Origin of the sequence: Bradyrhizobium zhengyangense (genome assembly GCF_022012555.1) — a bacterium.
Taxonomy (GTDB): Bacteria; Pseudomonadota; Alphaproteobacteria; order Rhizobiales; family Xanthobacteraceae; genus Bradyrhizobium; species Bradyrhizobium zhengyangense.
Map to the genome: position 1 here is coordinate 538,974 of NZ_JAKLTZ010000003.1, position 26,496 is coordinate 565,469.

Here is a 26,496-nt window from a genome sequence, read left to right on the forward strand (position 1 = left end):
GGCATGACATCGGCGGCTTCAGAGGTTTCATCGCCAGTCGGCGTGGTCGCAGGCGGAGGCGCCATGCCGTTCGCGGTCGCCGACTCGCTCGCTGCGCGCGGCATCACGCCGGTGCTGTTTCCTCTCCGGGGGGCCTGCGACCCGGTGCAGGTGGAGAAATTCCGCCATCGCTGGATCTCAGTCGGACAGCTTGGCCGCGCCATGCGGCTGTTCCGCGAGGAGGGGTGCCGCGACCTGATCTTCATCGGCACCTTGGTGCGGCCCTCGATCACGGAGATCCGCTTCGACATCAAGACGCTGCGACTGCTCGGTAACGTCATCCGCGCCTTCCGTGGCGGCGACGATCATCTGCTGTCCGGCGTCGGGCGGATCCTGGAGCAGGACGGCTTTCGCATGGTCGGCATCAAGGACGTCGCGCCCGACCTCCTGATGCCAGAGGGCTGCATCAGCCGCGCCTGGCCGGCGGATAATGCCAAGAGCGACATAGAGCGCGGTCGCGCAGTGCTCACAGCGCTCGGGCCGTTCGATATCGGGCAGGCCGCGGTCGTGATCGACGGCCATGTCGTGGCGGTCGAGGACATCGAGGGCACCGATGCGCTGCTGGCGCGCGTGGCGCGCCTGCGCGAAGAGGGCCGCATCCGCGCGGCCACGGGGCGCGGCGTGCTGGTGAAGGCGCCGAAGAGCAACCAGGATCTGCGCTTCGACCTGCCGACGATCGGCCCGCGCACGATCGAGGGTGTCGCCAAGGCCGGCCTTGCCGGTGTCGCTGTGATCGCCGGCAACACCATCGCTGCCGAGCCGCAGGCGATGATCGCGCTTGCCGACGCCAAATATCTCTTCGTTGTTGGTCTGCCGGCGTGATGCAGGTTCGCGATCCCAAGCGGAAGATTTTTCTGATCGCGACGGAGGAGTCCGGCGACCGGCTCGGCTCGGCCCTGATGAAGGTGCTGCGCCAGCGGCTTGGCGATGGCGTGGAGTTCGAGGGCGTCGGCGGCCTCACCATGGCGCGTGAAGGGCTCGAGACGCTATTTCCCATCGAGGAACTGTCGATCGTCGGCCTTGCCGCCGTGGTGCAGCAGCTGCCAAAAATCCTGCGGCTGATCCGCGAGACCGCGGACGCCGTGACCGAGGCTGCGCCCGACGTGCTCGTCATCATCGACAGTCCTGATTTTACCCATCGGGTTGCCCGCCGTGTGCGCGCGAAGAATCCCTCAATCCCCGTGATCGACTATGTCTCGCCCTCGGTCTGGGCTTGGCGGCCGGGGCGGGCGCGCGCCATGCTCGGCTATGTCGATCATGTGCTCGGCCTGCTGCCGTTCGAGCCGGAGGAATATCGCAAGCTCGGTGGGCCGCCCTGCAGCTATGTCGGCCATCCCCTGACCGAGCAATTGGGCTCGCTGCGGCCGAACATGGAGGAGCAGAAGCGCCGCGCCGGCGAGCCGCCGGTGCTGCTGGTTCTGCCCGGCAGCCGCCGCAGCGAGATCCGGCATCATCTCGACGTGTTCGGCGCGGCCATCGGCCAATTGCAGTCCAGCGGCGTCGCATTCGAATTGATGCTGCCGACCATGCCGCATCTCGAAGCCACCATTCGCGCGGGCGTCGCGAATTGGCCCGTCAAGCCGCGGATCGCGGTCGGCGAAACCGAAAAGCGCGCCGCGTTCCGGATCGCGCGCGCGGCGTTGGCAAAATCCGGCACGGTGACGCTGGAGCTGGCACTGTCAGGCATCCCGATGGTGACGGCTTATCGCGTCGGTGCGATGGAAGCTTTCATCCTGCGCCGCGCGATCCAGGTATCTTCGGTGATCCTTGCCAATCTCGTGATCGGCAAGGATGTGATCCCCGAATTTCTGCAGGAAGACTGCACGCCTTCGAGGCTCGCCGGCGCACTGTCCGAAGTGCTGACCGACTCTCCGATGCGTCGGCAGCAGGTCGAAGCCTTTGCGCAGCTCGATACCATCATGTCGACCGGCGACAAATCGCCGAGTGTGCTCGCCGCCGATATCGTTCTCGCGACGATGCGGAAAGGGCGGTAGACAGCGGTCTTGTAGGGTGGGCAAAGCGAAAGCGTGCCCACGCACTGTTTGTGACCGAGAGAGATGGTGGGCACGGCGCAAGGGCGCCTTTGCCCACCCTACGAAACTACGGATACTTCCCGTGCCGTCAGGCTAAGCCACCATCGACCCGAAAACACTGGCAGCTGATGCGTTGACTCGCATCTGAGGCGAGGAACAGCGCCATGTCAGCGATATCGTCGGGCGTCACCGCATCGGGGATGGCCTGGCGCGTGCGCATCTCGGTGATCTGCCGCTCGTCCGGATACCATAGCTTGCGCTGCCGCTCGGTGATGACCATCCCCGGTGCGATGGCGTTGACGCGGATACGGTCCGGACCGAACTTGCGGCCGAGCGAATTGGTGAAGCCGACGATCGCCGCCTTGGCTCCGGCGTAGACCGGCAGCCCTGGTGCGCCGCGCATCCAGGCGATCGAGGACATGTTGATGATCGAACCGCCGCCGCGCGCCTGCATCTGCGGCACCACGGCTTGCGCGGCAAAGAAGACGTGCTTGAAATTGACACCGATCATCCAGTCGAAGTCCGTCGGCGTCACGTCTGAGAGCACCTGGCGCTGGTCATTGGCGGCGTTGTTGACGAGAACCGCGGCATCGCCAAGCGATGCGTGGACCTTCGCCAGCGCGGCGCGCAGCGCGTCGATATCAAGGAGGTCGCAGGGCACGAACAGCGGCGCTGTGCCTGACTTCTTGGCCACCTCCTGCGCCAGCGCTTCGCCGGCCTGCGTGTCGATGTCGAGGAAAGCGACGCGGGAGCCCTGGGCAGCGAATGCGTGCACGAAAGCGGCGCCGATGCCGCTGGCGCCGCCGGTAATCACCACCACGCGATTGGCGAGGTCGGCATAGGTCGTCTGGGTCATGCGATCAGTCGCTCCGTCTCAGGGTCGAACAGGCAAATGCGCCTGATATCAAGGGCAAAGGAAGCGGTGGTACCCGGCGTCGGGCGGATGTCCGGCGAGATGCGCGCCTGGGCGGGCTCTCCGCCCAGCCGCAGCAGGACGATGGTCTCGGCGCCCGTGGGCTCGACGAGCTCGACCGGTGCGGTGACCATGACGGGCGGCCCCACGGCTCCGGAGAACACGCGGTCGCCCTCAGCGATGCATTCGGGCCTGATTCCGAGCACCACGTCGCGGCCGACATAGGAGGCCGCCGCGTCATAGCCCTGCAGGCGGAGACGGACCTCGTCCGGACGGCCTGAACCGATCACCACGACAGGTCCGTTGCTATCTGCCTCGAGCCGGGCCGGCATCGTGTTCATCGGCGGCGAGCCCATGAAGCGGGCGACGAAGAGATTGGCGGGATAGCGGTAGACGGTGTCGGGGTCGGCGAATTGCTGCACCACGCCGCGATGCATCACGGCAATGCGGGTCGCCATTGTCATCGCCTCGATCTGGTCGTGGGTGACATAGACGATGGTGGCGCCGATGCGCTGGTGCAGCCGCTTGATCTCCATGCGCATCTCGACGCGCAGCTTGGCATCGAGATTGGAGAGCGGCTCGTCGAACAGGAAGAGCAGGGGATCGCGTACCAGCGCGCGTCCCATCGCCACGCGCTGGCGCTGGCCGCCTGACAATTGCGACGGCTTGCGACCGAGCAGCGGCTCGATCTGGAGCAGTCGGGCGACGTTCGCCAGCGCCTTCTCCTGCTCGGCTTTGGCGACGCCGCGGCATTCCATGCCGAAGGTGATGTTCTGACGCACCGTCATCGAGGGATAGAGCGCATAGGATTGGAACACCATGGCGATGTCGCGGTCCTTTGGCGGGACGTCATTGACGATCCGCCCTCCGATCTCGATGGTGCCGTCGCTGGCGCGATCGAGCCCGGCGACGATGTTGAGCAGCGTGGACTTGCCGCAGCCGGACGGCCCAACCAGCACGGTGAATTCGCCGCTCTCGATGTCGAGGTCGATGCCCTTGAGCACCTCGAGATTGGCGTAGCGCTTGGACAGGGCGCGAATGCTCAGTGCTGCCATGACATATCCATCATTTCACGGCCCCGGCAGTGAGGCCGCGTACAAAATACCTGCCGCCGAAGAGATAGATCAGCAGAGTGGGCAGGGCGGCGATGATCACCGCGGCGCTCTGCACACCTTGCTTGGGGATATCTGCGACAGGGGTAGACAGTGCGATGAGCGCGGCCGTCACGGGCTGCTGCTGGCCGGTCGTGAAGGTCACGCCGTAGAGGAATTCGTTCCAGATATGAGTGAACTGCCAGATCACGGTGACGATCAGGATGGGTGCCGAGAGCGGCAGGATGATACGCCAGAAGATGCGAAAGAAGCCGGCGCCATCGATGCGTGCGGCTCGGATCAGCTCGTGCGGAATGGCGACATAATAGTTTCGGCAGAACAGCACCGTGAAGGAGAGCCCCTGGATCGTGTGGATCAGCACGAGACCCGACAGCGTGTTGATGAGCCCGATGTCCCGCAACACGATGGTCCAGGGCAAGAGGCGCATCTGCTGGGGCAGGAAGAGGCCGAGGGTGACGATGCCGTAGATCCAGTTATCACCGCGAAAACGCCAGAGCGATACGGCGTAACCGGCGACAGCGCCGAGCAGGGTCGAGAAGATCGTCGCCGGGATCGTGATGAGCGCTGAGTTCAACATGTACGGCCGGATGCCGGCGCAGGTCTCGGCGACGCAGAAGCCGCTCCACGCCATGGCGTAATTGCCAAAGGCCCAGTTTTGCGGCCAGCCGATCATCGAGCTCTGCGCGATCTCCTCATTGGTCCGCAGCGAGTTCAGGACGACGACGACCAAAGGCGCAAGGTAGGCGGCCGCGAACAAGGTCACGATCAGATAGATCAGAGCGCGGCTTGGGGTGAAGCTTCGGTCACGCATGGGCCGCCCGCCGTTGCCGGACATAGCGCCACGCCGCATAGGGCAGCAGCACTGCAAGAAGGATGAGCAACATCAGCACTGCCGCCGCCGCGCCCCGCCCGAGCTGGCTGCGCTGGAACATCAAATCGTAAACGACAAGGGCCGGCAGCTGGGTCGCGATTCCCGGCCCGCCATTGGTGAGTGCGCGGACGAGGTCGAATGCCGAGATCGCAAACTGCAACTGGACGACGATGACCGTGACGGTGATCGGCCAAAGCGTCGGCAGAATGACGCGCCAATAGGTTCGAACAGGCCCGGCACCGTCGATCTGTGCCGCCTTGATGATATCGGAATCGACGGAGCGGAGGCCGGCCAGGAAGAGGGCCATGGCAAAGCCGGAGGATTGCCAGATCGCGGCAATGACAATGGTCCAGATCGCCATGTCGCGGTTGACCAGCCAGTCGAAGTGGAAGGAGGTCCAGCCGAGATCATGGGCAAGCTTCTCGATGCCGATGCCGGGATTGAGCAGCCAGCTCCACACCGTGCCGGTCACGACGAAGGACACGGCCAGGGGATACAGGAAGATGGTCCGCAGCACGTTCTCGCCGCGAATGCGCTGATCGAGCAGGATCGCGAGCAGGAGGCCGGTCGTCAAACTGAGCAGCACGAAAGCGATGCCGAACAGCAGCAGATTGTCGAAGGCGATCTGCCAGTTTCGCGACGCCAGGACCGAATTGTAGTTGCGCAAACCGACCCAGCCCGTCACGGGAATAAGGGTGGAGGGCGTGAACGAAATCCAGATGGTCCAGATCGAAAACGAGATGAGGTGCGCTGCTGATAACAGCAGCGGCACCCAGATCACCAGAAATTCGGGCAGCCGGCGCACCATCTCGGAGGTCGCCGACCGGCCCGGCCGTGTTGCTGTCGAAGCGACGTCGGTCAACGTGCGCCCTCGACGGCCTCGGCGAGGCGGCTGACGGCCTCATCCGGCTTGATCGTCTTGTTCTTCACATATTCGGTGATGACGTCGATTATCGCGGCGGTCAGGCCGTTTTCCTGGGCCATGTTGTGGGCGAGGCTGAGGACGGCCTGATTGTTGCCCATGGCATTCTTCAGTGCAGCCGCGGTTGTCCGTTGACCGTCCGACCAGCCTGCACCGGTCAAATCGACATCGGTACGCACGGGGATCGATCCCGTGATCTGCGAATACATGGTCTGGATCGCCGGATCCATCACGAGCTGTGCCATCAACATCTGGCCGGCCTGGAGATCGGCCTCCTTGCGCTGCCAGAAGATGAAGGCATCGGCATTCAACAGGAAGACAGGCTTGCCGTTGTCACTGGGGCCGGGGGTGATGACGTAGTCGTCAAACTTGAAGCCGGCGTTCTTCAACACGCCCTGCGCCCAGCCGCCCATGATCAGCATGCCCATGTCGCCGTCGACGAAGCGCTTCAAATTAGTGGCATAGGGTTGGACGCCGACATTGGGGTCACACCAGTCGGAGATCTTGCGCGTCTGCGCGAAGGCTGCCTTCATCTCGGGGCCCTCCAGCGCCTTCTTGTCGAGATTCATGCAGGCGGCGCGGTATGCCGTCGGGCTGATGCCGGCCAGGGATGCCTCGAATTTCTGCCCGTCGTCGGCGCGGGTGCCGCCATTGGCGATGGGGTAGGCCATTCCGGCCGACTTCATTTTCTCGGCAAGGTCGTTGAAGTCAGCCCAGGTGACGGGGACCTTGTCAGCCTTGGCCTTGTCCATCCCGCGCTTGGAGAGAAACAGCATATTCGTGCTGTAGATCTGCAGCGGCAGCGCGATCCACTTTCCGGCCGGCTTGTGCAATTTTGCAAGATCCGGCGCGACGACCTTCTCGTAGCCGGCCGCCGCGACCACGGCGTCGAGATCAACGGTCGGAGCAATCTTCGACCAGGCGGCAATCTCGGGGCCCTTGAGCTGCGAACAGGCCGGCGGATCGCCGGCGATGATCTGCGCACGCAGCTTGTTCATCATGTCCGTGGTGAAGCCGGGGACGGGCGAGTGCTGCCAGACGCCGCCTTTCTCCTCGAATTTCTTGCCGAGTGCGGTGATGGCGGCTCCATCGCTGCCGGCGGACCATTGCGAGATTGCGGTGAGGCGCGGCTTGACCGCGCCCTGTGCGCGGGCAAAGGCCGGCAGCGCGAGTGCGGCAGCAGATCCAGCGAGCAGACGGCGCCTTGTTGTTGTGATCGGCATGGCTAGTTCCTCCCGGGTGTGAAGTTTTTGCGCCGTTTTGGCGCGGTTGTTGGCGTGCGCGAGCCGCACGCGGCTTAGGTCATCTCAGGCGGCCTCCGTCGATGCGGCGGCCATGCCGCCGGATCTCGCCAGGCAGAACGCGGCGAAGGCGAGGGCGGCCTGCGGATCGTTGCCGGTCGAAGGCGGCACAAAGGCGAGCGACACCTGCGCCAGCTTCCGGCCGCCGAGCAGGCTGGAATCGATGCCGTCGCTCACGGCTTTTCGATCGTCTTCCGCAAGAAGCGATGGCCAGCCGCTGACGACAACGCCGCGGCATGGTTTGACGTTCAATGTGTTGCCGATGGCGAGACCGAGCCGGAACAGCCGCTGGCGCAATTCCTGCCGCAGCCGCGTCGTGAGGGGGACCGTTGTCACCCAGTCAGAGCCAAGCTGGAGCAATTCTGCTTCGGTCATGCGCAGCAGCTCGGCCAGCGCCGGCAACGACGTGTAGGCTTCGACGCAGCCATGATGTCCGCAGCGACAACGCGGGCCGTCGGTTCCAAAAACCATGTGGCCGAGCTCGACCGGCTCGAGTGCGTCGTCCTCACTGGGATCACCGATCCAGGCGCCCGCGACACCCTGGCCGACGAAGACGAACAGATGCGCGTCGGCGAACGGATAGTTTTCGTTGCGGCAGCGATGAAAGGCGGCGTGCGCGACCACCGAATTAGTGAAAGTCACCGGCACGCCCGCAAACAGCTCGGCGAGCATGTCGCCGATCTGTTCGATGTCACAGGGAATGATGGGGTTGCCGAACTCGCTGAGGCGGCCGAGGCCCGGAACGGTCACGCCGACATGTGCGAGCCTGATGCGGCGGCGGCGCGTCCAGTCGCGCAGCAGGTGCAGGGCTTCGCGGAACACCCGGCCCATGGTTTCGACGGTCGGCTTTCGCGGCAGCGGCACACGCTCGATGTAATGCAGCTCGCCCGACAAATTGCCAACGCCGACGCTGAGCCATTCTCCGGTGAGCTCGAGTGCAGCCAGCGCCACCGTGCGATCGAGCGAGACGAGACCGGTCGGGCCGCCGACGTAAGGAGCAGGGCGCCTGACTTCCTCGATCAGGCCTTCAGCCTTGAGGTCGAACAGGATGCGCGACAGGCTTGCTTCGGACAGCCGCACGGCTCTCGCCAGCGGCGGCCGGAACGAGCCGCCGGACTGGAGCAAATGAGTCAAAATGGCGGCGCGCGTCTGCCGCCGACTTCTCGGCTGCTCCGGCATTTCCATCCCTGTCGTCATTCTTACTTAGAGTAAGAATTTGCCTACGGAGCGTTTCAACTGTCAAGCGCTCGTCGGCGCGATGCGTCGACTTGTTGTTGTGCGGGGCAACACGTAGGGTGAGCACAAACAAAAACGGCGCCATCGCGAGATGGCGCCGCTTCGAAAGCCGTATCGACAAGACTTACTTGCGATCCTTGATCGCGACGTAGTCGCGGCGGGTGACGCCGGTGTAGAGCTGGCGCGGACGGCCGATCTTCTGCTGCGGATCCTCGATCATCTCGCTCCACTGGCTGATCCAGCCGACGGTGCGGGCGACGGCGAACAGCACGGTGAACATGGAGACCGGGAAGCCCATCGCCTTCAGCGTGATGCCCGAATAGAAGTCGACGTTCGGGTACAGCTTGCGGTCGATGAAGTACTGATCGCTCAGGGCGATCTTCTCGAGCTCGAGCGCCACCTTCAGCATCGGATCGTCGCCATGGCCGGTCTCCTTGAGCACGGCGTGACACATCTTCTGCATGATCTTGGCGCGCGGATCGTAATTCTTGTAGACGCGGTGACCGAAGCCCATCAGGCGAACTTCGGAATTCTTGTCCTTCACCTTGGCGATGAACTCGGGGATCTTGTCGACGCTGCCGATCTCGGCGAGCATCGCGAGCGCAGCTTCGTTGGCGCCGCCATGCGCCGGACCCCAGAGGCAGGCGATGCCGGCGGCAATGCAGGCGAACGGGTTGGCGCCGGAGGAGCCGGCGATACGCACCGTCGAGGTCGAGGCGTTCTGCTCGTGGTCGGCGTGCAGGATGAAGATCTTGTCCAGCGCGTCAGCGAGCACCGGGTTGATCTTGTACTCCTCGCACGGCACCGCGAAGCACATGTGCAGGAAATTCTCGGCGAACTTCAGCGAGTTCTTCGGATACATGAAGGGCTGGCCGATGGTGTACTTGTAGGCCATCGCCGCCAGCGTCGGGATCTTCGCGATCATGCGCATGGAAGCGATCATGCGCTGCTTGGGATCGTTGATGTCGGTCGAGTCGTGGTAGAACGCGGCGAGCGCGCCGACCGAGGCCACCATGACTGCCATCGGATGGGCGTCGCGGCGGAAGCCCTGGAAGAAACGGGCCATCTGCTCGTGCACCATCGTGTGATGGATCACGCGATCGTCGAAATCCTTCTTCTGCGCGGCGGTCGGCAGGTTTCCGTAGAGCAGCAGGTAACAGGTCTCGAGGAAGTCGCCGTTCTCGGCGAGCTGCTCGATCGGATAGCCGCGGTATTCCAGCACGCCCGCATCACCGTCGATATAGGTGATCTTGGACTGGCAGCTCGCGGTCGAGGTGAAGCCGGGATCGTAGGTGAATAGGCCGGACTGGCCGTACAGCTTGCCGATATCGATGACATCAGGTCCGACGCTGCCGCTGTGAATCGGAAGATCGTAATTCTTGTTTCCGACCGTCAGCGTGGCGGTCTTTGGGCTTTCTTTGGCGTCCATCAGAGGTCCCCGATGTGTGGTGAAACGGGCCGGAGCCGGAGGCCCCCAAGGAGAAGATGGGGCAGGCCGGATGTTCCAGAATGTACGGGGAGATGGGTATATTATTGCTGTGTGCGCTGCAAGATCATGGCAGCCATGGCCTACTTACGTCGTAGATTGGTCCTTAAGCCGGTCCAGGCTTTCCTGGCGTCCCAGCACGTCCAAAACCTCAAATATTCCAGGCGACGTGGTGCGGCCGGTCAATGCTGCTCGCAGCGGCTGGGCGACCGCGCCGAGCTTGAGACTATTTTCCTCGGCGAAGGCGCGCAGCGCAGCTTCGGTGGCAGCGCCGCTCCAGGTCTCGACTTTCTCCAGCGCGGAATGAAGCTGGCCGATCAGCTTGCGGTTCTCGGGCGTCAGCAGGGCTGCCGCCTTCGGGTCGAGCTGCAACGGCCGGTCGGCGAAGATGAAAGAGGCGCCGTCGATCAGCTCGATCAGCGTCTTGGCGCGCTCCTTCAGGGATGGCATGGCCTTGAGCAGCTGGGCGCGCGTGGCGTCGTTTAACTTGGCCTTAATCTCGTCGCGCGCGGGCACGACGTGGTCGAGCACGTCCTCGAACATCTTCACGAGCGATTGATCGTCGGCGTGACGGATGTAATGGCCGTTGAGGTTCTCCAACTTGGCGAAGTCGAAGCGGGCGGCGGCGCGGCCGACATTGGCGAGGTCGAACGCCGCGATCATCTCCTCGGTCGAGAAGATCTCCTGATCGCCATGGCTCCAGCCGAGCCGGACGAGGTAATTCCGGAGCGCGGCCGGGAGGTATCCCATGGCGCGGTAGGCATCGACGCCGAGCGCGCCGTGGCGCTTGGAGAGTTTTGAGCCGTCCGGGCCGTGGATCAGCGGGATGTGGGACATGTTCGGGAGCGCCCAGCCCATCGCATCGTAGATCTGCTTCTGGCGGGCGGCGTTGATGAGGTGGTCGTCGCCGCGGATGACATGGGTGACGCCCATGTCGTGGTCATCCACGACCACAGCGAGCATGTAGGTCGGGTTGCCATCGCCGCGCAGCAGGACGAGGTCGTCGAGGTTCTCGTTCTGCCAGACCACACGACCCTGGACCTGGTCCTCGATCACGGTCTCGCCGGTCTGCGGCGCGCGCAGGCGGATGGTCGGCTTGACGTCAGCCGGCGCGGTGGCCGGATCGCGGTCGCGCCACATGCCGTCATAGAGGCGGGTGCGTCCTTCCGCGCGCGCCTTCTCGCGCATGGCGGCGAGCTCCTCGGCGGTGGCGTAGCAGCGATAGGCCTTGCCGTCGGCGAGCAACTGCTCGGCGATCTCGCGGTGGCGGGCCGCGCGGCTGAACTGGTAGATGACGTCGCCATCCCAGCCGAGCTCCAGCCATTTCAGCCCGTCCAGGATCGCGCCGATCGCAGCCTCGGTGGAGCGCTCCCGGTCGGTGTCCTCGATCCGGAGCAGCATCTTGCCGCCGTGCTTCTTCGCAAAGAGCCAGTTGAACAGCGCCGTGCGGGCGCCTCCGATATGGAGGAAGCCGGTCGGGGAGGGAGCAAAGCGGGTGACGACTGAATCGGTCATTCTTGGCAGGGCCTATGCATTGGAGGCGGTGGTATATAACAGGACCAGAGCATAACTAAAGCCCGACAGCGGACGCCTTAAGGCCTTGGCTCAGCCAAGCGAATTTGGCAGAAGGACCGCTGATTTCCCTACAGGATTTTCATAATGACAGAACCGGTGGCGACTGAGGTTGGGCGCGATTTCATTCGTGACATCATCCAGGCCGACCTCGATCAGGCCAAATACAAGGAGATCGTGACCCGGTTCCCGCCGGAGCCGAACGGTTACCTGCATATCGGCCACGCCAAGTCGATCGCGCTGAATTTCGGCATCGCCCAGGAATTTCCGGGCCGCTGCCATCTGCGCTTCGACGACACCAATCCGGTCAAGGAAGAGCAGGAATATATCGATTCCATCCAGGCCGACGTGCACTGGCTCGGCTACGATTGGGGCAAGAACCTGTTCTATGCCTCTGATTATTTCGACCGCCTGTACGAATGGGCGGAGAAGCTGATCCGCGACGGGCTCGCTTATGTCGACGACCAGTCCCAGGAGGAGATCCGCCTCGCGCGCGGCACGCTGACCGAGCCCGGCAAGAACTCGCCGTTCCGTGACCGCAGCGTGGAGGAGAACCTCGACCTGTTCCGCCGCATGAAGGCCGGCGAATTCCCGAACGGCGCGCGCGTGCTGCGGGCCAAGATCGACATGTCCTCGGGGAACATCAATCTGCGCGACCCCGTGCTCTATCGTATCCTGCATGCGCATCATCCGCGCACCGGGACGAAGTGGAGTATCTATCCGAGCTACGACTATGCCCATGGCCAGTCGGACGCGATCGAAGGCATTACGCACTCGATCTGCACGCTGGAGTTCGAGGACCACCGGCCGCTCTACGATTGGTTCATCGAGAAGTTGCCGGTGCCGTCCACGCCGCACCAGTACGAAATGGCGCGGCTCAATCTGACCTACACGCTGCTGTCCAAGCGTGTCCTGACCCAGCTCGTCCGCGACGGCCATGTCGCCGGCTGGGACGATCCGCGCATGCCGACCATGGCGGGGATGCGCCGCCGCGGCGTGCCGCCGGCGGCCTTGCGCGAATTCATCAAGCGCATCGGCGTGGCCAAGGCCAACAGCGTGGTCGATGTCGGCATGCTCGAGTTCTGCATCCGTGAGGAGCTGAACCGCACGTCGCAGCGGCGCATGGCGGTGTTGAAGCCGCTCAAGGTCGTGATCGAGAACTATCCGGAAGGGCAGACCGAGGAGCTCGAGGCGATCAACCATCCGGATGATCCCTCGGCAGGCACGCGAAAAATCACGTTCGGCCGTGAACTCTATATCGAGCAGGACGACTTCATGGAGAGCCCGCCGAAGAAGTTTTTCCGCCTGTCGCCCGGCAATGAGGTGCGGCTGCGCTACGCTTATTTCGTCAAGTGCACCGGCGTGATCAAGAACGACAAGGGCGAAGTGGTGGAGCTTCGCTGCACTTACGATCCCGCGACCAAGGGCGGCAACGCGCCTGACGGCCGCAAGGTCAAGGCGACCATGCACTGGCTGCCGGCGGCCAATTCTGTGCCCGCGGAGATCCGCATCTACAACCAGCTGTTCGCCAATCCGAGCCCGGACGCCTCGAACTTCGCGGCCGATCTCAATCCGAACTCGCTGGAGATCCTGTCCGACGCGCGGATCGAGGCCTCGGTTGCGGAAAGCAATTCGACCGAGCCGATGCAGTTCGAGCGCCAGGGCTATTTCGTGCGCGACAAGGACTCGACGCCCGGCAAGCCGGTGTTCTCGCGCACCATCGGCCTGCGCGATACCTTCGCGAAGGAAGTGGCCAAAGGCTGACGCAAAGGGCTGACAGGCACATGAGCAGCGAGGCCGACGCCATCGTTTCCGCCATCATCGCGAAATGGTGCGCCGGGTTCGCGACGCTCGATGCGGCTGCGCTGTCGGCGCTGTATTCGAAGAACGCATTCTTCTTCGGCTCCAACCCAAGGCTCTATCGGGGCAGGGATGGCGTCACCGATTATTTCAACGGCCTGCCGCGCTGGCGCAAGCCGGGCGCGGCATTTTCCGAGGTGCAGGCGGCGCAGGTCGGTCCCGATCTGATCAATATGGGCGCGACCATCACGTTCAACTTCGCAGGTGAGCGCCCGGATCTCGTCGTCAAGATGAGTTGGGTCATCATCCGCCAGGACGGTGACTGGAAGATCGTCAATCACCACGCCTCGGCCAAGGCGCTGCTGATCTGACAGGCGCGCCGTCACACGCTATCGTCATTCCGGGGAGAGCAACGAACGCGCTCCCTATGCGTTGGGTGGGTCCAACGAGGATCCCACCATGCAGAACATCGCAGAGCATATGGAAGTCATCGGCGCCGACGGCGTCCATATCGGAACGGTCGACAAGGTCGAGGGCAACCGCATCAAGCTGACCAAGAAGGATAGCGGTGAGGGCAGTCACAAGGGACACCACCATTTCATCGACAAGGGCCTTGTCGCCGGTGTCGAAGGCAACAAGGTCCGCCTGTCGGCCAAGGCGGACGTCGCGGTGACGATGGAAGAGGAAAAGTAGGGGCGCGGCCCCTTCGTTCCTGATCCGTACCGCTATTCGGCGACCTGCACGTTCCGGTAGGCTCTGCGCCCGTCGCGTATCGCAGGGGTTGCCAAGGGAATGGCGGAGCCGGGCCGGCCGCAGCGTCTGTCGCAAGGCATTGCCGGGACTTGGCCGACAGGCCGGGCCGCGTCGGCCGGAGGCTTTGTGCCGGCAGGGTCGGGCGTCTGGCCCGGGGTTGTCGGGACGCTGCGCGAATGGGCCAAGGCCGAGGCTGGTGCGGGGCGGCTGTTTCCCTGGGTGCCCATCGCCTTCGGCTGCGGCATCGCGCTCTATTTTACCGCCGATCACGAGCCGGTGCTGTGGGTCACGGTTGCGACGGCGGCCGCGCTCACGCTCGGCGCGGCCCTGTTGCGGAGGAGCCGGTGGTTTGCGCCCGCGATCATGATCGCGGCGGTCGCGGCCGGTTTTGCGGCGGCGACGTGGAAGACGGCGCGCATCGCCCACACTGTGCTCGCAAAGCCGCTTTATTCCGTGTCGCTGTCGGGCTTCGTCGAGACCCGCGACATCCGCGAACGCACTGACCGCTTCGTGCTGCGCGTCACGGTGATGGAGGCGCAGCGCAGCGACGTGAAGCTGGAGCGCGTCCGCCTCTCCGTGCGCAAGGGAACCGCCCCCGACGTCGGCAGCTTCGTGCAGCTGAAAGCGCGGCTGATGCCACCGCTGTCGCCATTGCGGCCGGGCAGCTACGATTTCTCGCGCGACATGTTCTTCCAGGGCATCGGTGCGTCCGGCTTTGCGATGGGAGCAATCACGACTGTGACGCCGCCCGTGCCGGGCGGATTGCAGCTACGCTACGCCGCGGTCATGCAAGGCCTGCGCGATGCGATCGACGCGCGCATCCGCGCGACACTCGACGGCGACAACCGCGCCATCGCGACCGCGCTGCTCACCGGCCGCCGCGATGCGATCACCACGCCCGTCAATGACGCGATGTTCATCTCGGGGCTCGGTCACGTCCTCTCGATTTCAGGCTATCACATGGCCGTCGTCGCGGGTGTCGTCTTCTTCGCGGTCCGCGCGCTGCTCGCGCTCGTCCCGGGACTGACCGTGGGCTTTCCCATCAAGAAATGGTCGGCCGCCGCTGCGCTGGCTGCGTCGGCGTTCTATCTGCTGCTCTCGGGCGCCGAAGTCGCGACACAAAGATCGTTCTTCATGACCGCGGTGGTGCTGATTGCTGTCATCGTCGATCGCCGCGCGATCACGTTCCGCACCCTGGCCGTGGCGGCGCTGATCGTGCTCGCAGTCGCGCCGGAAGCGCTGGTGCATCCAAGCTTTCAAATGTCGTTCGCCGCAACGCTCGGGCTCGTCGCGCTGGTGCAGGTCGGCATGCCGAGCCTGTTTGCCTCGCCCGATCATTCGGCGACCGCGCGCATCGCGCTGTGGGGCGGCCGCGAGATCGCGATGTTGTTCATGGCCTCGATGATCGCGGGACTTGCGACTACGCCTTACGCCGCCTTCCATTTCCACCGTGTTACGCCTTACGGCGTGCTTGCCAATCTCGGCGCGATGCCGGTGGTCTCGGCGCTGGTGATGCCGGCAGGGCTATTGGGATTGCTCGCGGCTCCCTTCGGGCTGGACGGAGTGTTCTGGTGGTTGATGGGGATCGGCATCGACTGGATGATTTTGGTCACGCGCTGGGTCGCTGCGTTACCGGGCGCGGTCGGCCACGTCGCGGCCTTCGGCACGGCGCCGCTGATCGTTGCGAGCTTGGGCCTGGTCCTGATGGGCCTGCTGCGCACGCCGCTGCGATGGTCGGGAGCATTCGTGCTGGTGGCGGCGACCATCTGGGGTCTTTCCATCAGGCAACCCGACATTCTCATCGCCGGTGACGGTCAGAACGTCGCGGTGCGAGGCAGGGACGGGCAGCTGCATCTGATCAGGACGAAGAAGGACAATTTCCTGCTGAAGGAGTGGCTCGCGGCTGACGCTGATCCGCGCGATGCGGCGAGTGGCTCGCTCGGTGACGGCGTGTCGTGTGACGACGCCGGTTGCGTGACGCCGCTTGCTGACGGCCGCATGGTCGCCCTGGCGCTGCGCATCGACGCGCTGGCCGATGATTGCAGCCGCGCGGCACTGGTGGTGACCGCAAGGCCCGCGCCGCCGGATTGTACCGCGATGGTGGTCGACCGGCCGCGTCTGGTGAGCCAGGGTGCGCTGGCGCTGACACCCCGCGGCGACGGTTTTGCGATTCAGTCGGTGAGGGCGAGGGGCGCAAACCGCCCCTGGTCGCCGGCGGCGGCCGGCGATGGCGATTTCGAACTGACCCTCGTGCCGCGGTCGGCAGCTCCGCGCTCCAAGGACGCAACACCGTCGGAGGCCGACCTTCAGGCCGAGGATTAGAACCGATGGTTCAACCGATCGGCAGGCGCGGAGGCGTCGGACTGATATCGGAAATCACTTGCGGCTTATGCTCGCGCTCACCGAACGGCTGGGTCACCGGCAGCTGCAGCACGGTTGCGCGCTGGCCTTCGACGAGTTGGGTCACCAGCACATATTTGCCATCGGGAAATTCGATCGCGTCGTGATGACGATCGGGAATGTGCGGATCGACCTTGCCGAACTTGCCGACGCGCGAATTGATGGTGCGCGTCCAGATCCACCTGTTGTCGTAACGGACGTTGTCGGCGAAGGCGAGCTCCGTTCCCGGCAGCAGGCAGACCGCGACCGACATGTCGGCTTCGGAGGCGAAGCCGCGCGTCGAGGTGCCGCGGAAGGTTGTCGTGACAATCGTCTCGCCGACTTCTGCGGGACGCGTCGCGACGGCATGCAGGCTATAGTCACACATCGGGTGCTCCTCATCAGCGATAGAGCACCGCGCCTCTTCTGAGGCGCAGGCCTCTATCAGAGTGGAAGCTTGCAATCATATGCGATGTTGGGGGCAAATCTGCGGCTCAGATCCGCGGCTTGCAATCACAATATCTTTCCCGCGCCGATGAGGAACAAAGCCTGCTCCTGTGCATTCGGGAGACTTCGCTCTCAGCGTCCTGATGGTGCCGACCAGCCCGAATACGGCCAGGCCGACTGCGCCTGCTGCTTGACGGCGTTGCGGGCATTGCGGAATTGCTCACTCGTCGTGGCCTGTGGCGCCTTGCGAACGCGATGCTGCGGCTGCGCAGCGATGGCCTGCGACCCTGATGCCGCGATCAGCGCCATCGCGACGGTGCTCAGAATGATTTTGCGCATGGCGGTCTCCTCGGTCTTCGTTGTGGCGTGCCGGGGATGTAGCGCCGAAGAGGGGGCCGGATAATCTGTGCAGAACCTGAAGGACTATCCAGCCGGAGCGGACAATCGTCCGCTCCAATCTTAAGGGCGTGCTCGCCAGGTGCGAGCGCGGGACGAGTTCAGTATTTCCGGTACAGCCCGATCAGCTTGCCCTGGATCTTGACCCGGTTGGGCGGCAGGATCCGGACCTCGTAAGCGGCGTTTGCCGGCTCGAGCGCGATTGAAGCGCCACGGCGGCGGAAGCGCTTGAGCGTCGCTTCCTCGTCGTCGATCAGGGCCACCACGATATCGCCGGTGTCGCAGCTCTCGTTGCGCTGGATCAGCGCCATGTCGCCATCGAGAATGCCGGCGTCGACCATGGAATCACCGCGCACTTCGAGCGCGTAGTGCTCGCCCGCGCCGAGCATGTCGGGCGGGACACTGATGGTGTGGCTGCGCGTCTGCAAGGCCTCTATCGGCGTACCGGCCGCGATCCGGCCCATTACAGGAACCGCGACAGGACGCTCGCCCTCGTCGGCGGGCGGGCTCGAGGTCGTGCGCACCTTGCCGAGATTGCCCTCGATGACGCTCGGCGTGAAGCCGCGGCGGCTTCCGGCGGCCGCCTGGAGCTCGGGCAGCTTGATCACCTCGATTGCGCGGGCGCGGTTGGGCAGGCGGCGGATGAAGCCGCGCTCCTCGAGCGCGGTGATCAGGCGATGGATGCCCGACTTCGAGCGCAGATCGAGCGCATCCTTCATCTCGTCGAAGGAGGGCGGCACGCCGCTCTCCTTCAATCGCTCGCTGATGAACCGCAGGAGCTCGTATTGTTTGCGCGTTAACATCTCGACCAAAATCCCCCTGACGATGTCGTTCGATTCCGAGACGCTGAATTCAGCAATAAGCCGCTACATGCTCGAAACAAATCATGAACGGACACTATATGTTCGATACATGTTCCGCAACTGCTTAATTTACCGTGAACGCGGCAAAGTTCGCGGAACGGTTGCGAACGACGCGCTCACGCGGGCAGTCGCAACACCTCGCAAGGCGTGCCGGCTTCGGCCTTCGGCGCGAACGGGGCGCGCACGAGAAGTGCCTGTGCCGCAGCGAGATTCGCAAGCAGTGAGGAATCCTGGTGATTGACGGGAAGAGCGACGAGCGTGCCGTCATCCCGCGTCTCCAGACGCGCACGCAAATAATCCTCGCGCTGGTCATTGGCGCTGACGTCGCGGCCGAGCACGGCGCGTTCGCGGCGATGATGAATCACTGAACGGCCCGACATCGCGCGAATCAGCGGCACCAGGAACAGGAAGCCGCAGACATAGGATGACACGGGATTGCCGGGCAGGCCGATCACGCGCATCGGCCCGAGCTGCCCGTTCATCATCGGCTTGCCCGGCCGCATCGCGATCTTCCAGAACGCCATCGAGATACCTTCGTTCGTCAGCGCCTGCTGCACCAGATCGTGGTCGCCGACAGACGCTCCGCCGGTCGTGATCAGGATGTCGGCACCGGATTCGCGCGCGCGGCGGATGCCCGATGTGGTGGCGGCAAGCGTGTCGGCGGCAACGCCGAGATCGATGGTGTCGGCCCCCTCGCTGCGGGCGAGGGCGTGCAGGGCGTAGCCGTTGGAATAGACGATCTGGCCGTGGCCGGGCGTCGAGCCCGGCATCACCAGCTCGTCGCCGGTCGCGAGAATCGCGACCTTCGGACGGCGGCGGACGGCAAGCTGCGGGTGGTTCATGCCGGCGGCGAGCGCAAGGTCGCGCTCGGTCAGGCGCGTACCCTTGTGCAGGAGCACCTCACCCTCGCGGAAGTCGATCCCGGCGGGGCGGATGTGCCGCCCGGTGACGGCGGCTTCCTTGATCGTGATGCGCTTGCCGTCCGCGATGGTGTCCTCCTGGATCACGACCGCATCCGCGCCGGCGGGAACGACGCCGCCGGTGAAGATCCGTACGGCATCGCCAGCGCCGACTGTTCCAGCAAACGGGCGGCCGGCTGCGACCTCGCCGATGACCGTAAGCTGTGCATCAACCTTCGCCGCATCGGCCGCGCGGACGGCATAGCCATCCATCGCCGACATGGCCTCGGGCGGCTGCGTCCGCCGCGCGGCAACGTCGCGCGCGAGCACGCGATGGAACGCCTGATCCAGTGCGATCATTTCCTCTGCCAAAGGCTCTGCACCGGCGAGCACGGCGGCAAGCGCATCGGAAACCGGCATCAGGGCCACGGCGTACTCCCGCAACAAGATCGAAGGACTCGGTCGGCGAGGTTTTAGCCGAGCGGAGAGGCCGAGGCAAAAGGGGGTATATTGCCGCGAAGCTTACGCTTCGGGCAGGGCTGGTGTCCGCGACGTGATCCGGAAGGCGCGGCAGACCGACACGAGGACAGGCAGCCTGCGCGCAGCGTTACGACCGCGTAATGGGATTTGCCCTTGCCGCGTTTCCGTCTTCAGCGACGTCGGGAGCCTTGGGGCCTTGATCCTTGTCGGGCATAGGATCGGCTTGGGCCTTCAAGTCGGCCGCCTTGCTCATCAGCTTGGCGGAAAGCTCGGAATCCGAGGTAGTCTTGGCGAATTTGACCAGCAGGGAGGCCTGCTTGGTGAGGTAGGTTTTGCCCAACACGATGATATTTCCGTCCGTAGAATTCCCAACGGACTCATGAGTCCGGAAGCGGGTATTCGTTCCCGGAACTCTGTACAAAATTGCACAAAGGGCTTTGGTTCCTCGCTTCCGGTCGAAATTGTTCCGGAATTTGCCGCCGGATCAGATCCCCAGCGCCTTCAGCGCAAGGCCGACGTCGTGGGGTGAGGTCACATGGACCGCGGTCAGGCCGCGGGCGCGCGCGCCTTCGATGTTCTCGGCAAGGTCATCGAAGAACACGATCCGGCTGGCCGGCACGCCCATCGCGGCGACGACATGGTCGAACGCTTCCGCATCCGGTTTGCGCAGGCCGATGCTGGACGAAAGGTACAGCTCGCGGAAATGGCGGAGCACGTCGGCATATTCCTTCGAGAAATAGTCCACGTGTGGCCGGTTGGTGTTGGAGAAGGCGTAGACCGGCATCTGCTTTGCCGCGCGCGGGAGCAGGTCCGCGATACCGGGCATCTCGCCGGCGAAAATCGCGTTCCACCCCTCGAGGAACTGGGCATCCGAAATGGAGATTCCGAGCGATGAGCGCAGCGAGGCGAAATAGTCCTCGTCGCTGATCCTGCCGACCTCGTGCAGGCGGTAGGCCTCGTCGCGCACATAGCGCCCGACGATGGCTTCGGGCTTGCAGCCGGCATGTCCCGCCCAGCAGGCGATCGCCTTGGAGAAATCGATGTCGAGCACGACGCGCCCGAGATCGAACAGAAGCGCATCCGCGCTGCCGGGACAGAGCGAGGTCATTGCAGCCTTTCGGGTCAGTATCGATAGGGTTCGTGGTCGAACAGCGGGAACGCGCTGAACACGCTCGGCGCGTTGGTTGCGGTGGCCGGGTGCAGGCAGGATTTGTTGACCTCGGCGAAGGAGGTGGCACCTAACAGACCGAGGCAGCGCAGCACCTCGTCCTCCAGCAGTTCCAGCATCCGCGTCACGCCGGCCTCGCCGGCTGCCGCCAGCGCCCAGCATTGCAGCCGGCCGATGCCGACGAGGTCGGCGCCCGCCGCGATCGCCTTGACGATATCGGTGCCCCGGCAAAAGCCGCCATCGACCATGATCTTGGCGCGGCCCTTCACGGCGTCGACGATCTCCGGCAGCACATGCATGGCACCGCGGCCGTGATCAAGCTGGCGGCCGCCATGGTTGGAGACATAAATCCACTCGACGCCGTGATCGACCGCGATCTGCGCGTCCTCGGCAGTTGCGATGCCCTTGATGATCAGCGGGATCTTGAACTTGTCCTTGATCATCTTCACGGTCCGCCACTCCAGACCCTTCTGGTAATCGCCGCCGGTGGCCCGCAGGCGGCTCTCGCGAACGTAGCGTTTGGCGATGTCGCGCTCACGACGGCTGTAGTGGGCGGTGTCGACGGTGAGGCAGAAGGCGGCATAATTAGCCTTCTGTGCACGGCTGACGATTTCGGCGACGAATGCGTCATCGCCACGGACGTAGAGCTGGAACATGCGCAGCGCATCGGGCGCGGCTTCGGCAGTCTTTTCCAGGCCGGGCTCGGAGACGGAGCTGAGCATGTGCGATGCGCCAAAAGTACCGGCGGCGCGCGCGACGCTGGCTGCGCCAAAGGGATCGAAGATCTCCAGCGCGCCGACGGGGGCGAGCACGACAGGCAGTCGCATCTTGCGGCCGAACTGCTCGACCGAGCCGCTGACCTGGCGGACGTCGCGCAGCACACGCGGGCGGAACGCGATCTCGTCGAGCGCCATGCGGTTGCGGCGCATCGTGGTCTCGGTCTCGGCGGCGCCGACGATGTAGTCCCAGGCGTTCTGGTTGAGGTTGGAACGCGCCTTCCGGATGAATTCGTGCAGGTTCTGGAACGGCTCGTCGCTGGCGCCGAGTTCGACGTTCCGTTCCGGCCGGAGTGCTTCGTTCATTGTTATCCTCCCGAGAATTTGAAGCCTTATTCAATCGCCTATCCCGTCCGGCTCTCCAAAACCATCCTAAAATCGCATAGCTGCGAGGCGCCGTCCGGCCGACTGATTCCCGCCGGGAGCGGGGGCGGTCTTGCCAACGTTGCCAAATGTTTAGGTTCAGGCGAAGGGATTTTTGCCGCGTACCCGCCGGCGTGGCAGGCCGGCCTTGAAGAAACCAGAATGATATTGTGAGAACCGGGCTGGATCGCCACTTGCATGGCGGCTGCCAAGCCTCAAAAGAACCGCTAAGCGAAAAGGCCACCCATTCCATGCGGAAAACCCTGCTCTTCCCACTGGGCGCGCTCACCGGAGCATGCCTGACCCTCCTCGTATCAGGTCCGCAGGGCGGACTATGGGCGGCACGGGCGGCGGCAGGCGCGGATGGTGCGTACTCCCAGCTCAACCTGTTCGGGGAAGTTTTCGAGCGGGTGAAGGCGAGCTATGTCGAGAAGCCCGACAATGCCAAGCTGATCGAAGGTGCGATCACGGGCATGGTGACCTCGCTCGATCCGCATTCGCGCTACATGAACGACAAGGCCTGGACCGAGATGCAGGAGACCACCTCCGGCGAGTTCGGCGGCCTCGGCATCGAGGTCACGATGGAAGAGGGCCTGGTCAAGGTCGTCTCGCCGATCGACGACACGCCGGCGTCCAAGGCCGGCATCATGTCCGGCGACCTCGTCAGCAAGATTGACGGTGAGAACGTGCAGGGCATGACGCTCGAGCAGGCCGTCAACAAGATGAAGGGCCCGGTCGACACCAAGACCAAGCTCACCATCATCCGCAAGGGCGCCGATGCTCCGATGGATGTCGCGATCACGCGCGAGATCATCCATGTCCGCCCGGTCCGCTTCCACGTCGAGAACGGCGACGTCGGCTACATCCGCGTCACCTCGTTCAACGAGCAGACCACCGACGGCCTGAAGAAGGCAATCGCCTCGATCTCCAAGGACATCCCGCAAGACAAGCTCGTTGGCTATGTGATGGATCTGCGCAACAATCCGGGTGGTCTGCTCGACCAGGCCGTGTCGGTGTCGAGCGCGTTCCTGCAACGCGGCGAGGTCGTCTCGACCCGCGGCCGCAATCCGGAAGAGACCCAGCGCTTCACCGCGCATGGCGGCGACCTCACAAAGGGCAAGCCGCTTGTGGTGCTGGTCAATGGTGGCTCGGCTTCGGCGTCGGAAATCGTGGCCGGCGCGCTGCATGACCACAAGCGCGCGACGATCATCGGCACCCGCTCGTTCGGCAAGGGCTCGGTGCAGACCATCATCCCGCTTGGTGCCGGCAACGGCGCGCTGGCGCTGACCACCGCGCGCTACTACACGCCGTCGGGTCGCTCGATCCAGGCCCAGGGTATCGCGCCCGACATCGAGATCCTCCAGGACGTTCCGGCCGAGCTGAAAGGCCGCGTCGACACCATCGCGGAATCGCAGATGCGCGGTCATCTGCAGGCCGCCGACGGTACCGAGCAGACCGGATCGCAATCCTACGTCCCGCCGGAAGAGAAGGACGACAAGGCCCTGCATGCGGCCTACGACTTCCTGCACGGCGTCACGGTGAATGCGGCGGCCGCCAAGCCCGCTCCGAAAGCGACAGTGCCGAACTAACCGCTGCGACTTCAGGACATCCAGACATCGCCCGGGAGTGGATCGCCACTGCCGGGCGAATTCGTTTTGGACGTCGTCTCAGCTCGGATTCATTGCGGCAAAGGCCGTATTGTCGCGGCTTTGCGTGCGACCAAGCGCCGGGTGCGATTGCGGCGTCCGCTGTGGGGATACTAGCCAGCCTCGCGGCGGCGGCCTTCCCGACCTTCGCGCTGGGTGAGCCGGCTGCGATGGAGCGCGAACAGCTCCAACATCTTGTCGGCCGGCTTTGCGGCGCTGAACAGATAACCCTGCATCTCGGTACAGCCGAGCGTGCGCAGCAACCGCTGCTGTTCCTCGGTCTCGACGCCTTCGGCCGTGGTCGCCATGCGGCGGGCGCTGGCGAGATTGACCACGGCCTGCACGATGCTGGCGGAGCCGTCGGGACCTGCGATGTCGTTGACGAAGCAGCGGTCGATCTTGATCTTGTCGAACGGGAAGCGATGCAGATAGCTCAGCGAGGAGTAGCCGGTGCCGAAATCGTCGAGCGCAATGCGGACGCCGATGGCACGGAGCTGGTGCAGGATCGCAAGCGCGGTGTCGTCGTCGCGGATCAACACGGCCTCGGTGATTTCGAGCTCGAGCCGGCTCGCCGGCAGATTGGAGGCGGCGAGCGCCGCCATGATCTTCAGAGCCAGCGTGCCGCTCTTGAACTGAACCGGCGAGACGTTGACCGCAAGGCGAATGTCGTCGGGCCAGGTGGCCGCGTCGCGGCAGGCGGTCGACAGCACCCATTCGCCGATCTCGTTGATCAGCCCGGTATCCTCGGCAATCGGGATGAATTCTGCCGGCGAGACCATGCCGCGCTCGGGGTGGCGCCAACGCACCAGCGCTTCGCAGCCGGTGATGCGGTCGTCCTTCAGGCTGAGGCAGGGTTGATAATAGACCTCGAGGCCACCGTCGCGCCTGCCCTGGGCGATGGCGTGGCGCAGGTCGATTTCGAGCTGGCGCCGCTCGCGTACCTTGGCGTCCATCTCGGGCTCGAAGAAGCGATAGGTGCGGCGCCCGGCGGATTTGGCCGCGTACATCGCCATGTCAGCGTTCTTCAGAATCTGATCGAGCGCGTTGCCGTGTCCGGGCGCCAGTGCAATGCCGATGCTGGCATCGGTGGTGAGGTGATGGCCCATGCAATCGAACGGTGCGCGGATCGCGGCGAAGACCCGGGCAACGAGCTCGCTGACCTGGTCCTGCCTGGTCACCGCGCTCTGCACGATGGCGAATTCGTCGCCGCCGAGACGAGCGACGAAATCGGTCGGGCCGGCGCAGCGGCGCAGGCTCTCCGCCACCGACTTCAACAGCTCGTCGCCGACGAGATGGCCGAGCGCGTCATTGACGCCCTTGAACTCGTCGATGTCGATGTAATGCACGGCAAGCTCTTCACCGTGAGCCATGCTGGCTAGCTCCTCGCGCAAATGTTCGTGGAACTTGGCGCGGTTGGGCAGGTCGGTCAGCGCGTCGTAGTGGGCGAGGTGGGTGATACGCGCCTCGGTGCGGCGCCGCTCGGTGATGTCCTCATGGGTCGCGACCCAGCCGCCATCGTCGAGAGGCTCGTTGACGATCTGGATCGATCGGCCGTCGCTGGTGTCGACCACCATGGAGTTGCGCACGTGGATGTCGCGCAGCACGCGCGCGACATACTGGTCCACGTCACCCGTGAACGAGCCCGTCGCCTTGCGGTGCGCGATGATGTCGCGGAAGCTGTAGCCGGGTCTGACGATGTCGGCCGACAGGCCGTACATCTCGATGTAGCGCTGGTTGCAGATCACGAGCCGCCGCTCGGCATCGAACAGCAGCAGACCCTGGGTCATGTTGTTGACGGCGCGATCGAGGCGCTGCTTCTCCAGCGTCAACCGCTCCCGGGACAGGCGGTGCTGCTCCAGGAGCTTGCGCACGATCGCGGTCAGCACGCCCGCAATCGCAAGCACGGACGCGCCGGCGACCGAAATCAGGATTCCGATTTGCTCGCGCCAGTCGGCGAGCGCCGCCGCGCGCGTTGTCGTCGCCATCATCAGAATCGGGAAATGGGGCAAAGCACGCGCCGAGGCCAGCCGGTCCTCGCCGTCGATCGGGCTCACGATACGCCCGGCGAAGTGGTCGAGCGTGAAGATCTTCTGCTGCTCGAACGACCCGTTCCTGAAATTGCGTCCCATCATGTCGCTGGAATCGGGATAGCGGGCCAGCAGCGTGCCGTCCCGATGCAGCATCGAGATCGTCGCGCCTTCGCCGAGCATGACGGTCTCGAAGAACTTCTCGAAATTGGCCGGCTCGATGCCGCGCCCGACGGCACCCATGAATTCGCCGTGCGGTCCCATGATCCTGCGCACGATCAGGATGGTCCAAGCGCCGGAGATACGGCTGTGAACCGGTTCGATCAGTACGTCGGGCGCCTGCGGATCGTATCGGAAGGTGCGGAAGTAGGCGCGGTCGGCGACGTTGACCTTCGGAGCGGGCCATGTCGTCGAGGAATTGATCACATTGCCGTCGGCGTCGATGATGTTGACGCCGCCCATGTACGGAAGCGCCTCGATCTTCGAGCGCAGCATCCGGTGCACGTCCTCGCCGGAGAGGCGCTTGCGGAAGTCCGCTGCGGTCGTGATTCCGTTCACGCGCACGTGGTCGACGAAATCCTTCTGAATGACCGCGAAATCCTGCAGTTGCTGATCGAAATGATGGGCGAGCAGCAGCACGGTGTTTTCCAGCTCGCGGCTGGAGTTGCGCAGCGCGCGCTCGCGGAAATTCTGCGCCATCAATACCGCGCCGACGGCGATTGCCGCGATCAGCAATGTGCCGCCGACCACGAGCCAGCGGATCGGTCCGCTGCGCACGAAGGCCTGGTCGAAGAGGCGGCTGCCGTATTTTGTCATCATGTTGTTCGTCGCCGTCCACACGTCAGGGTCAATTCTTGATCCCGTGACATCCGTCGGTTTACGGGATCGATGTGGAGGCGACGTTAGGAAGCGCGGTTAACGCGACATGAACCGTAATGCGCAAATGCAATCGATGCGCATGACGAGAAGCATGCAGCTTTTGCCGGCCATGGTCGGGATGAGGGTCAGTTCTTG

At 64.3% G+C, this 26,496-nt stretch carries 23 protein-coding genes; 7 read left to right on the forward strand and 16 right to left on the reverse strand.

Going from position 1 to position 26,496, the window contains the following annotated elements; genetic code table 11:
• Nucleotides 1-3: 3 nt before the first annotated feature.
• Together L6639_RS13180 and lpxB are read left to right on the forward strand one after the other, a co-directional pair.
• Nucleotides 4-861: an LpxI family protein gene (locus tag L6639_RS13180; protein ID WP_237862009.1), complete on the forward strand. Its 858-nt coding sequence runs from the start codon at nt 4-6 to the stop codon at nt 859-861.
• The gene (lpxB, locus tag L6639_RS13185; RefSeq protein ID WP_237862011.1) at nt 858-2,033 is read left to right on the forward strand and encodes a lipid-A-disaccharide synthase; all 1,176 of its coding nucleotides are present in this window, start codon (nt 858-860) and stop codon (nt 2,031-2,033) included. The genes L6639_RS13180 and lpxB overlap by 4 nt, the downstream gene beginning before the upstream one ends.
• A 127-nt stretch (nt 2,034-2,160) precedes the next feature.
• Here lpxB and L6639_RS13190 read toward each other — a convergent pair whose 3' ends face one another.
• The 8 genes from L6639_RS13190 to gltX all read right to left on the reverse strand — a co-directional run bounded on the left by L6639_RS13190 (nt 2,161) and on the right by gltX (nt 11,428).
• A complete protein-coding gene (locus L6639_RS13190; RefSeq protein ID WP_237862013.1) occupies nt 2,161-2,928 on the reverse strand; it encodes an SDR family NAD(P)-dependent oxidoreductase in 768 nt (255 codons plus the stop codon).
• Nucleotides 2,925-4,040 carry an ABC transporter ATP-binding protein gene (locus L6639_RS13195; protein ID WP_237862015.1) on the reverse strand — a complete coding sequence of 372 codons (1,116 nt, stop codon included), beginning with the start codon at nt 4,038-4,040 and terminating at the stop codon, nt 2,925-2,927. The genes L6639_RS13190 and L6639_RS13195 overlap by 4 nt, the downstream gene beginning before the upstream one ends.
• Before the next feature lie 10 nt (nt 4,041-4,050).
• Entirely contained in the window at nt 4,051-4,908 is an 858-nt protein-coding gene (locus tag L6639_RS13200) for a carbohydrate ABC transporter permease (protein ID WP_237862017.1), read from the reverse strand.
• On the reverse strand, nt 4,901-5,776 hold the full coding sequence (locus L6639_RS13205; RefSeq protein WP_237862566.1) for a carbohydrate ABC transporter permease: 876 nt from the start codon (nt 5,774-5,776) through the stop codon (nt 4,901-4,903). Before L6639_RS13205 ends, L6639_RS13200 begins: the two co-directional genes overlap by 8 nt.
• Nucleotides 5,777-5,826: 50 nt before the next feature.
• Nucleotides 5,827-7,113, reverse strand: a complete 1,287-nt coding sequence (locus L6639_RS13210) for an ABC transporter substrate-binding protein (RefSeq protein WP_237862019.1) — start codon at nt 7,111-7,113, stop codon at nt 5,827-5,829.
• A gap of 84 nt (nt 7,114-7,197) precedes the next feature.
• A complete protein-coding gene (locus L6639_RS13215) occupies nt 7,198-8,376 on the reverse strand; it encodes an ROK family transcriptional regulator (RefSeq protein WP_237862021.1) in 1,179 nt (392 codons plus the stop codon).
• A gap of 175 nt (nt 8,377-8,551) precedes the next feature.
• The gene (gene gltA / locus L6639_RS13220; RefSeq protein WP_237862023.1) at nt 8,552-9,856 is read right to left on the reverse strand and encodes a citrate synthase; all 1,305 of its coding nucleotides are present in this window, start codon (nt 9,854-9,856) and stop codon (nt 8,552-8,554) included.
• A 144-nt stretch (nt 9,857-10,000) separates the two neighbouring features.
• On the reverse strand, nt 10,001-11,428 hold the full coding sequence (gene gltX / locus L6639_RS13225) for a glutamate--tRNA ligase (protein ID WP_237862025.1): 1,428 nt from the start codon (nt 11,426-11,428) through the stop codon (nt 10,001-10,003).
• 144 nt (nt 11,429-11,572) lie between these two features.
• On the opposite strand from gltX, the gene L6639_RS13230 reads away from it, so the two are divergent.
• The 4 genes from L6639_RS13230 (at nt 11,573) to L6639_RS13245 (ending at nt 16,360) form a co-directional block, all read left to right on the forward strand.
• Entirely contained in the window at nt 11,573-13,249 is a 1,677-nt protein-coding gene (locus tag L6639_RS13230) for a glutamine--tRNA ligase/YqeY domain fusion protein (RefSeq protein ID WP_237862027.1), read from the forward strand.
• Between the two features lie 20 nt (nt 13,250-13,269).
• Nucleotides 13,270-13,656 carry a nuclear transport factor 2 family protein gene (locus tag L6639_RS13235; RefSeq protein WP_237862028.1) on the forward strand — a complete coding sequence of 129 codons (387 nt, stop codon included), beginning with the start codon at nt 13,270-13,272 and terminating at the stop codon, nt 13,654-13,656.
• Nucleotides 13,657-13,744: 88 nt separating this feature from the next.
• Nucleotides 13,745-13,978: a DUF2171 domain-containing protein gene (locus L6639_RS13240; RefSeq protein WP_063194708.1), complete on the forward strand. Its 234-nt coding sequence runs from the start codon at nt 13,745-13,747 to the stop codon at nt 13,976-13,978.
• A 99-nt stretch (nt 13,979-14,077) separates the two neighbouring features.
• A complete protein-coding gene (locus L6639_RS13245) occupies nt 14,078-16,360 on the forward strand; it encodes a ComEC/Rec2 family competence protein (protein ID WP_237862030.1) in 2,283 nt (760 codons plus the stop codon).
• A gap of 10 nt (nt 16,361-16,370) precedes the next feature.
• On the opposite strand, the gene L6639_RS13250 is transcribed toward L6639_RS13245, so the two are convergent.
• The 7 genes from L6639_RS13250 to L6639_RS13280 all read right to left on the reverse strand — a co-directional run bounded on the left by L6639_RS13250 (nt 16,371) and on the right by L6639_RS13280 (nt 21,752).
• Entirely contained in the window at nt 16,371-16,805 is a 435-nt protein-coding gene (locus L6639_RS13250) for a hypothetical protein (RefSeq protein ID WP_237862031.1), read from the reverse strand.
• A 191-nt stretch (nt 16,806-16,996) separates the two neighbouring features.
• Entirely contained in the window at nt 16,997-17,203 is a 207-nt protein-coding gene (locus L6639_RS13255; protein ID WP_237862033.1) for a hypothetical protein, read from the reverse strand.
• 158 nt (nt 17,204-17,361) lie between these two features.
• Nucleotides 17,362-18,063 (reverse strand): transcriptional repressor LexA, encoded by a 702-nt coding sequence (lexA, locus tag L6639_RS13260; protein ID WP_128951590.1) that lies wholly within the window; start codon nt 18,061-18,063, stop codon nt 17,362-17,364.
• A gap of 176 nt (nt 18,064-18,239) precedes the next feature.
• A complete protein-coding gene (locus tag L6639_RS13265; RefSeq protein WP_237862035.1) occupies nt 18,240-19,451 on the reverse strand; it encodes a molybdopterin molybdotransferase MoeA in 1,212 nt (403 codons plus the stop codon).
• A 178-nt stretch (nt 19,452-19,629) separates the two neighbouring features.
• On the reverse strand, nt 19,630-19,845 hold the full coding sequence (locus tag L6639_RS13270; RefSeq protein ID WP_237862037.1) for a hypothetical protein: 216 nt from the start codon (nt 19,843-19,845) through the stop codon (nt 19,630-19,632).
• A 141-nt stretch (nt 19,846-19,986) separates the two neighbouring features.
• Nucleotides 19,987-20,610: an HAD-IA family hydrolase gene (locus tag L6639_RS13275; RefSeq protein ID WP_237862040.1), complete on the reverse strand. Its 624-nt coding sequence runs from the start codon at nt 20,608-20,610 to the stop codon at nt 19,987-19,989.
• 14 nt (nt 20,611-20,624) lie between these two features.
• Nucleotides 20,625-21,752, reverse strand: a complete 1,128-nt coding sequence (locus L6639_RS13280; RefSeq protein ID WP_237862042.1) for an alpha-hydroxy acid oxidase — start codon at nt 21,750-21,752, stop codon at nt 20,625-20,627.
• A gap of 308 nt (nt 21,753-22,060) precedes the next feature.
• Here L6639_RS13280 and L6639_RS13285 point away from each other — a divergent pair, with 308 nt between their 5' ends.
• Nucleotides 22,061-23,398 (forward strand): S41 family peptidase, encoded by a 1,338-nt coding sequence (locus tag L6639_RS13285; RefSeq protein WP_237862044.1) that lies wholly within the window; start codon nt 22,061-22,063, stop codon nt 23,396-23,398.
• A 170-nt stretch (nt 23,399-23,568) separates the two neighbouring features.
• On the opposite strand, the gene L6639_RS13290 is transcribed toward L6639_RS13285, so the two are convergent.
• Nucleotides 23,569-26,301, reverse strand: coding sequence for a bifunctional diguanylate cyclase/phosphodiesterase (locus L6639_RS13290; protein ID WP_237862046.1), 2,733 nt, complete (start codon nt 26,299-26,301; stop codon nt 23,569-23,571).
• Nucleotides 26,302-26,496 lie beyond the last annotated feature (195 nt).

Coding starts and splice junctions, on each gene's coding strand:
- L6639_RS13200 (WP_237862017.1), bottom strand. CDS start 4,908: ATGCGTGACCGAAGCTTCACCCCAAGCCGCGCTCTGATCTATCTGATC.
- L6639_RS13235 (WP_237862028.1), top strand. CDS start 13,270: ATGAGCAGCGAGGCCGACGCCATCGTTTCCGCCATCATCGCGAAATGG.
- L6639_RS13195 (WP_237862015.1), bottom strand. CDS start 4,040: ATGGCAGCACTGAGCATTCGCGCCCTGTCCAAGCGCTACGCCAATCTC.
- L6639_RS13275 (WP_237862040.1), bottom strand. CDS start 20,610: ATGACCTCGCTCTGTCCCGGCAGCGCGGATGCGCTTCTGTTCGATCTC.
- L6639_RS13280 (WP_237862042.1), bottom strand. CDS start 21,752: ATGAACGAAGCACTCCGGCCGGAACGGAACGTCGAACTCGGCGCCAGC.
- gltX (WP_237862025.1), bottom strand. CDS start 11,428: ATGACCGATTCAGTCGTCACCCGCTTTGCTCCCTCCCCGACCGGCTTC.
- gltA (WP_237862023.1), bottom strand. CDS start 9,856: ATGGACGCCAAAGAAAGCCCAAAGACCGCCACGCTGACGGTCGGAAAC.
- L6639_RS13285 (WP_237862044.1), top strand. CDS start 22,061: ATGCGGAAAACCCTGCTCTTCCCACTGGGCGCGCTCACCGGAGCATGC.
- L6639_RS13290 (WP_237862046.1), bottom strand. CDS start 26,301: ATGATGACAAAATACGGCAGCCGCCTCTTCGACCAGGCCTTCGTGCGC.
- L6639_RS13205 (WP_237862566.1), bottom strand. CDS start 5,776: ATGGTGCGCCGGCTGCCCGAATTTCTGGTGATCTGGGTGCCGCTGCTG.
- L6639_RS13250 (WP_237862031.1), bottom strand. CDS start 16,805: ATGTGTGACTATAGCCTGCATGCCGTCGCGACGCGTCCCGCAGAAGTC.
- L6639_RS13210 (WP_237862019.1), bottom strand. CDS start 7,113: ATGCCGATCACAACAACAAGGCGCCGTCTGCTCGCTGGATCTGCTGCC.
- L6639_RS13190 (WP_237862013.1), bottom strand. CDS start 2,928: ATGACCCAGACGACCTATGCCGACCTCGCCAATCGCGTGGTGGTGATT.
- L6639_RS13180 (WP_237862009.1), top strand. CDS start 4: ATGACATCGGCGGCTTCAGAGGTTTCATCGCCAGTCGGCGTGGTCGCA.
- L6639_RS13245 (WP_237862030.1), top strand. CDS start 14,078: ATGGCGGAGCCGGGCCGGCCGCAGCGTCTGTCGCAAGGCATTGCCGGG.
- L6639_RS13215 (WP_237862021.1), bottom strand. CDS start 8,376: ATGGAAATGCCGGAGCAGCCGAGAAGTCGGCGGCAGACGCGCGCCGCC.
- L6639_RS13240 (WP_063194708.1), top strand. CDS start 13,745: ATGCAGAACATCGCAGAGCATATGGAAGTCATCGGCGCCGACGGCGTC.
- L6639_RS13230 (WP_237862027.1), top strand. CDS start 11,573: ATGACAGAACCGGTGGCGACTGAGGTTGGGCGCGATTTCATTCGTGAC.
- L6639_RS13255 (WP_237862033.1), bottom strand. CDS start 17,203: ATGCGCAAAATCATTCTGAGCACCGTCGCGATGGCGCTGATCGCGGCA.
- lexA (WP_128951590.1), bottom strand. CDS start 18,063: ATGTTAACGCGCAAACAATACGAGCTCCTGCGGTTCATCAGCGAGCGA.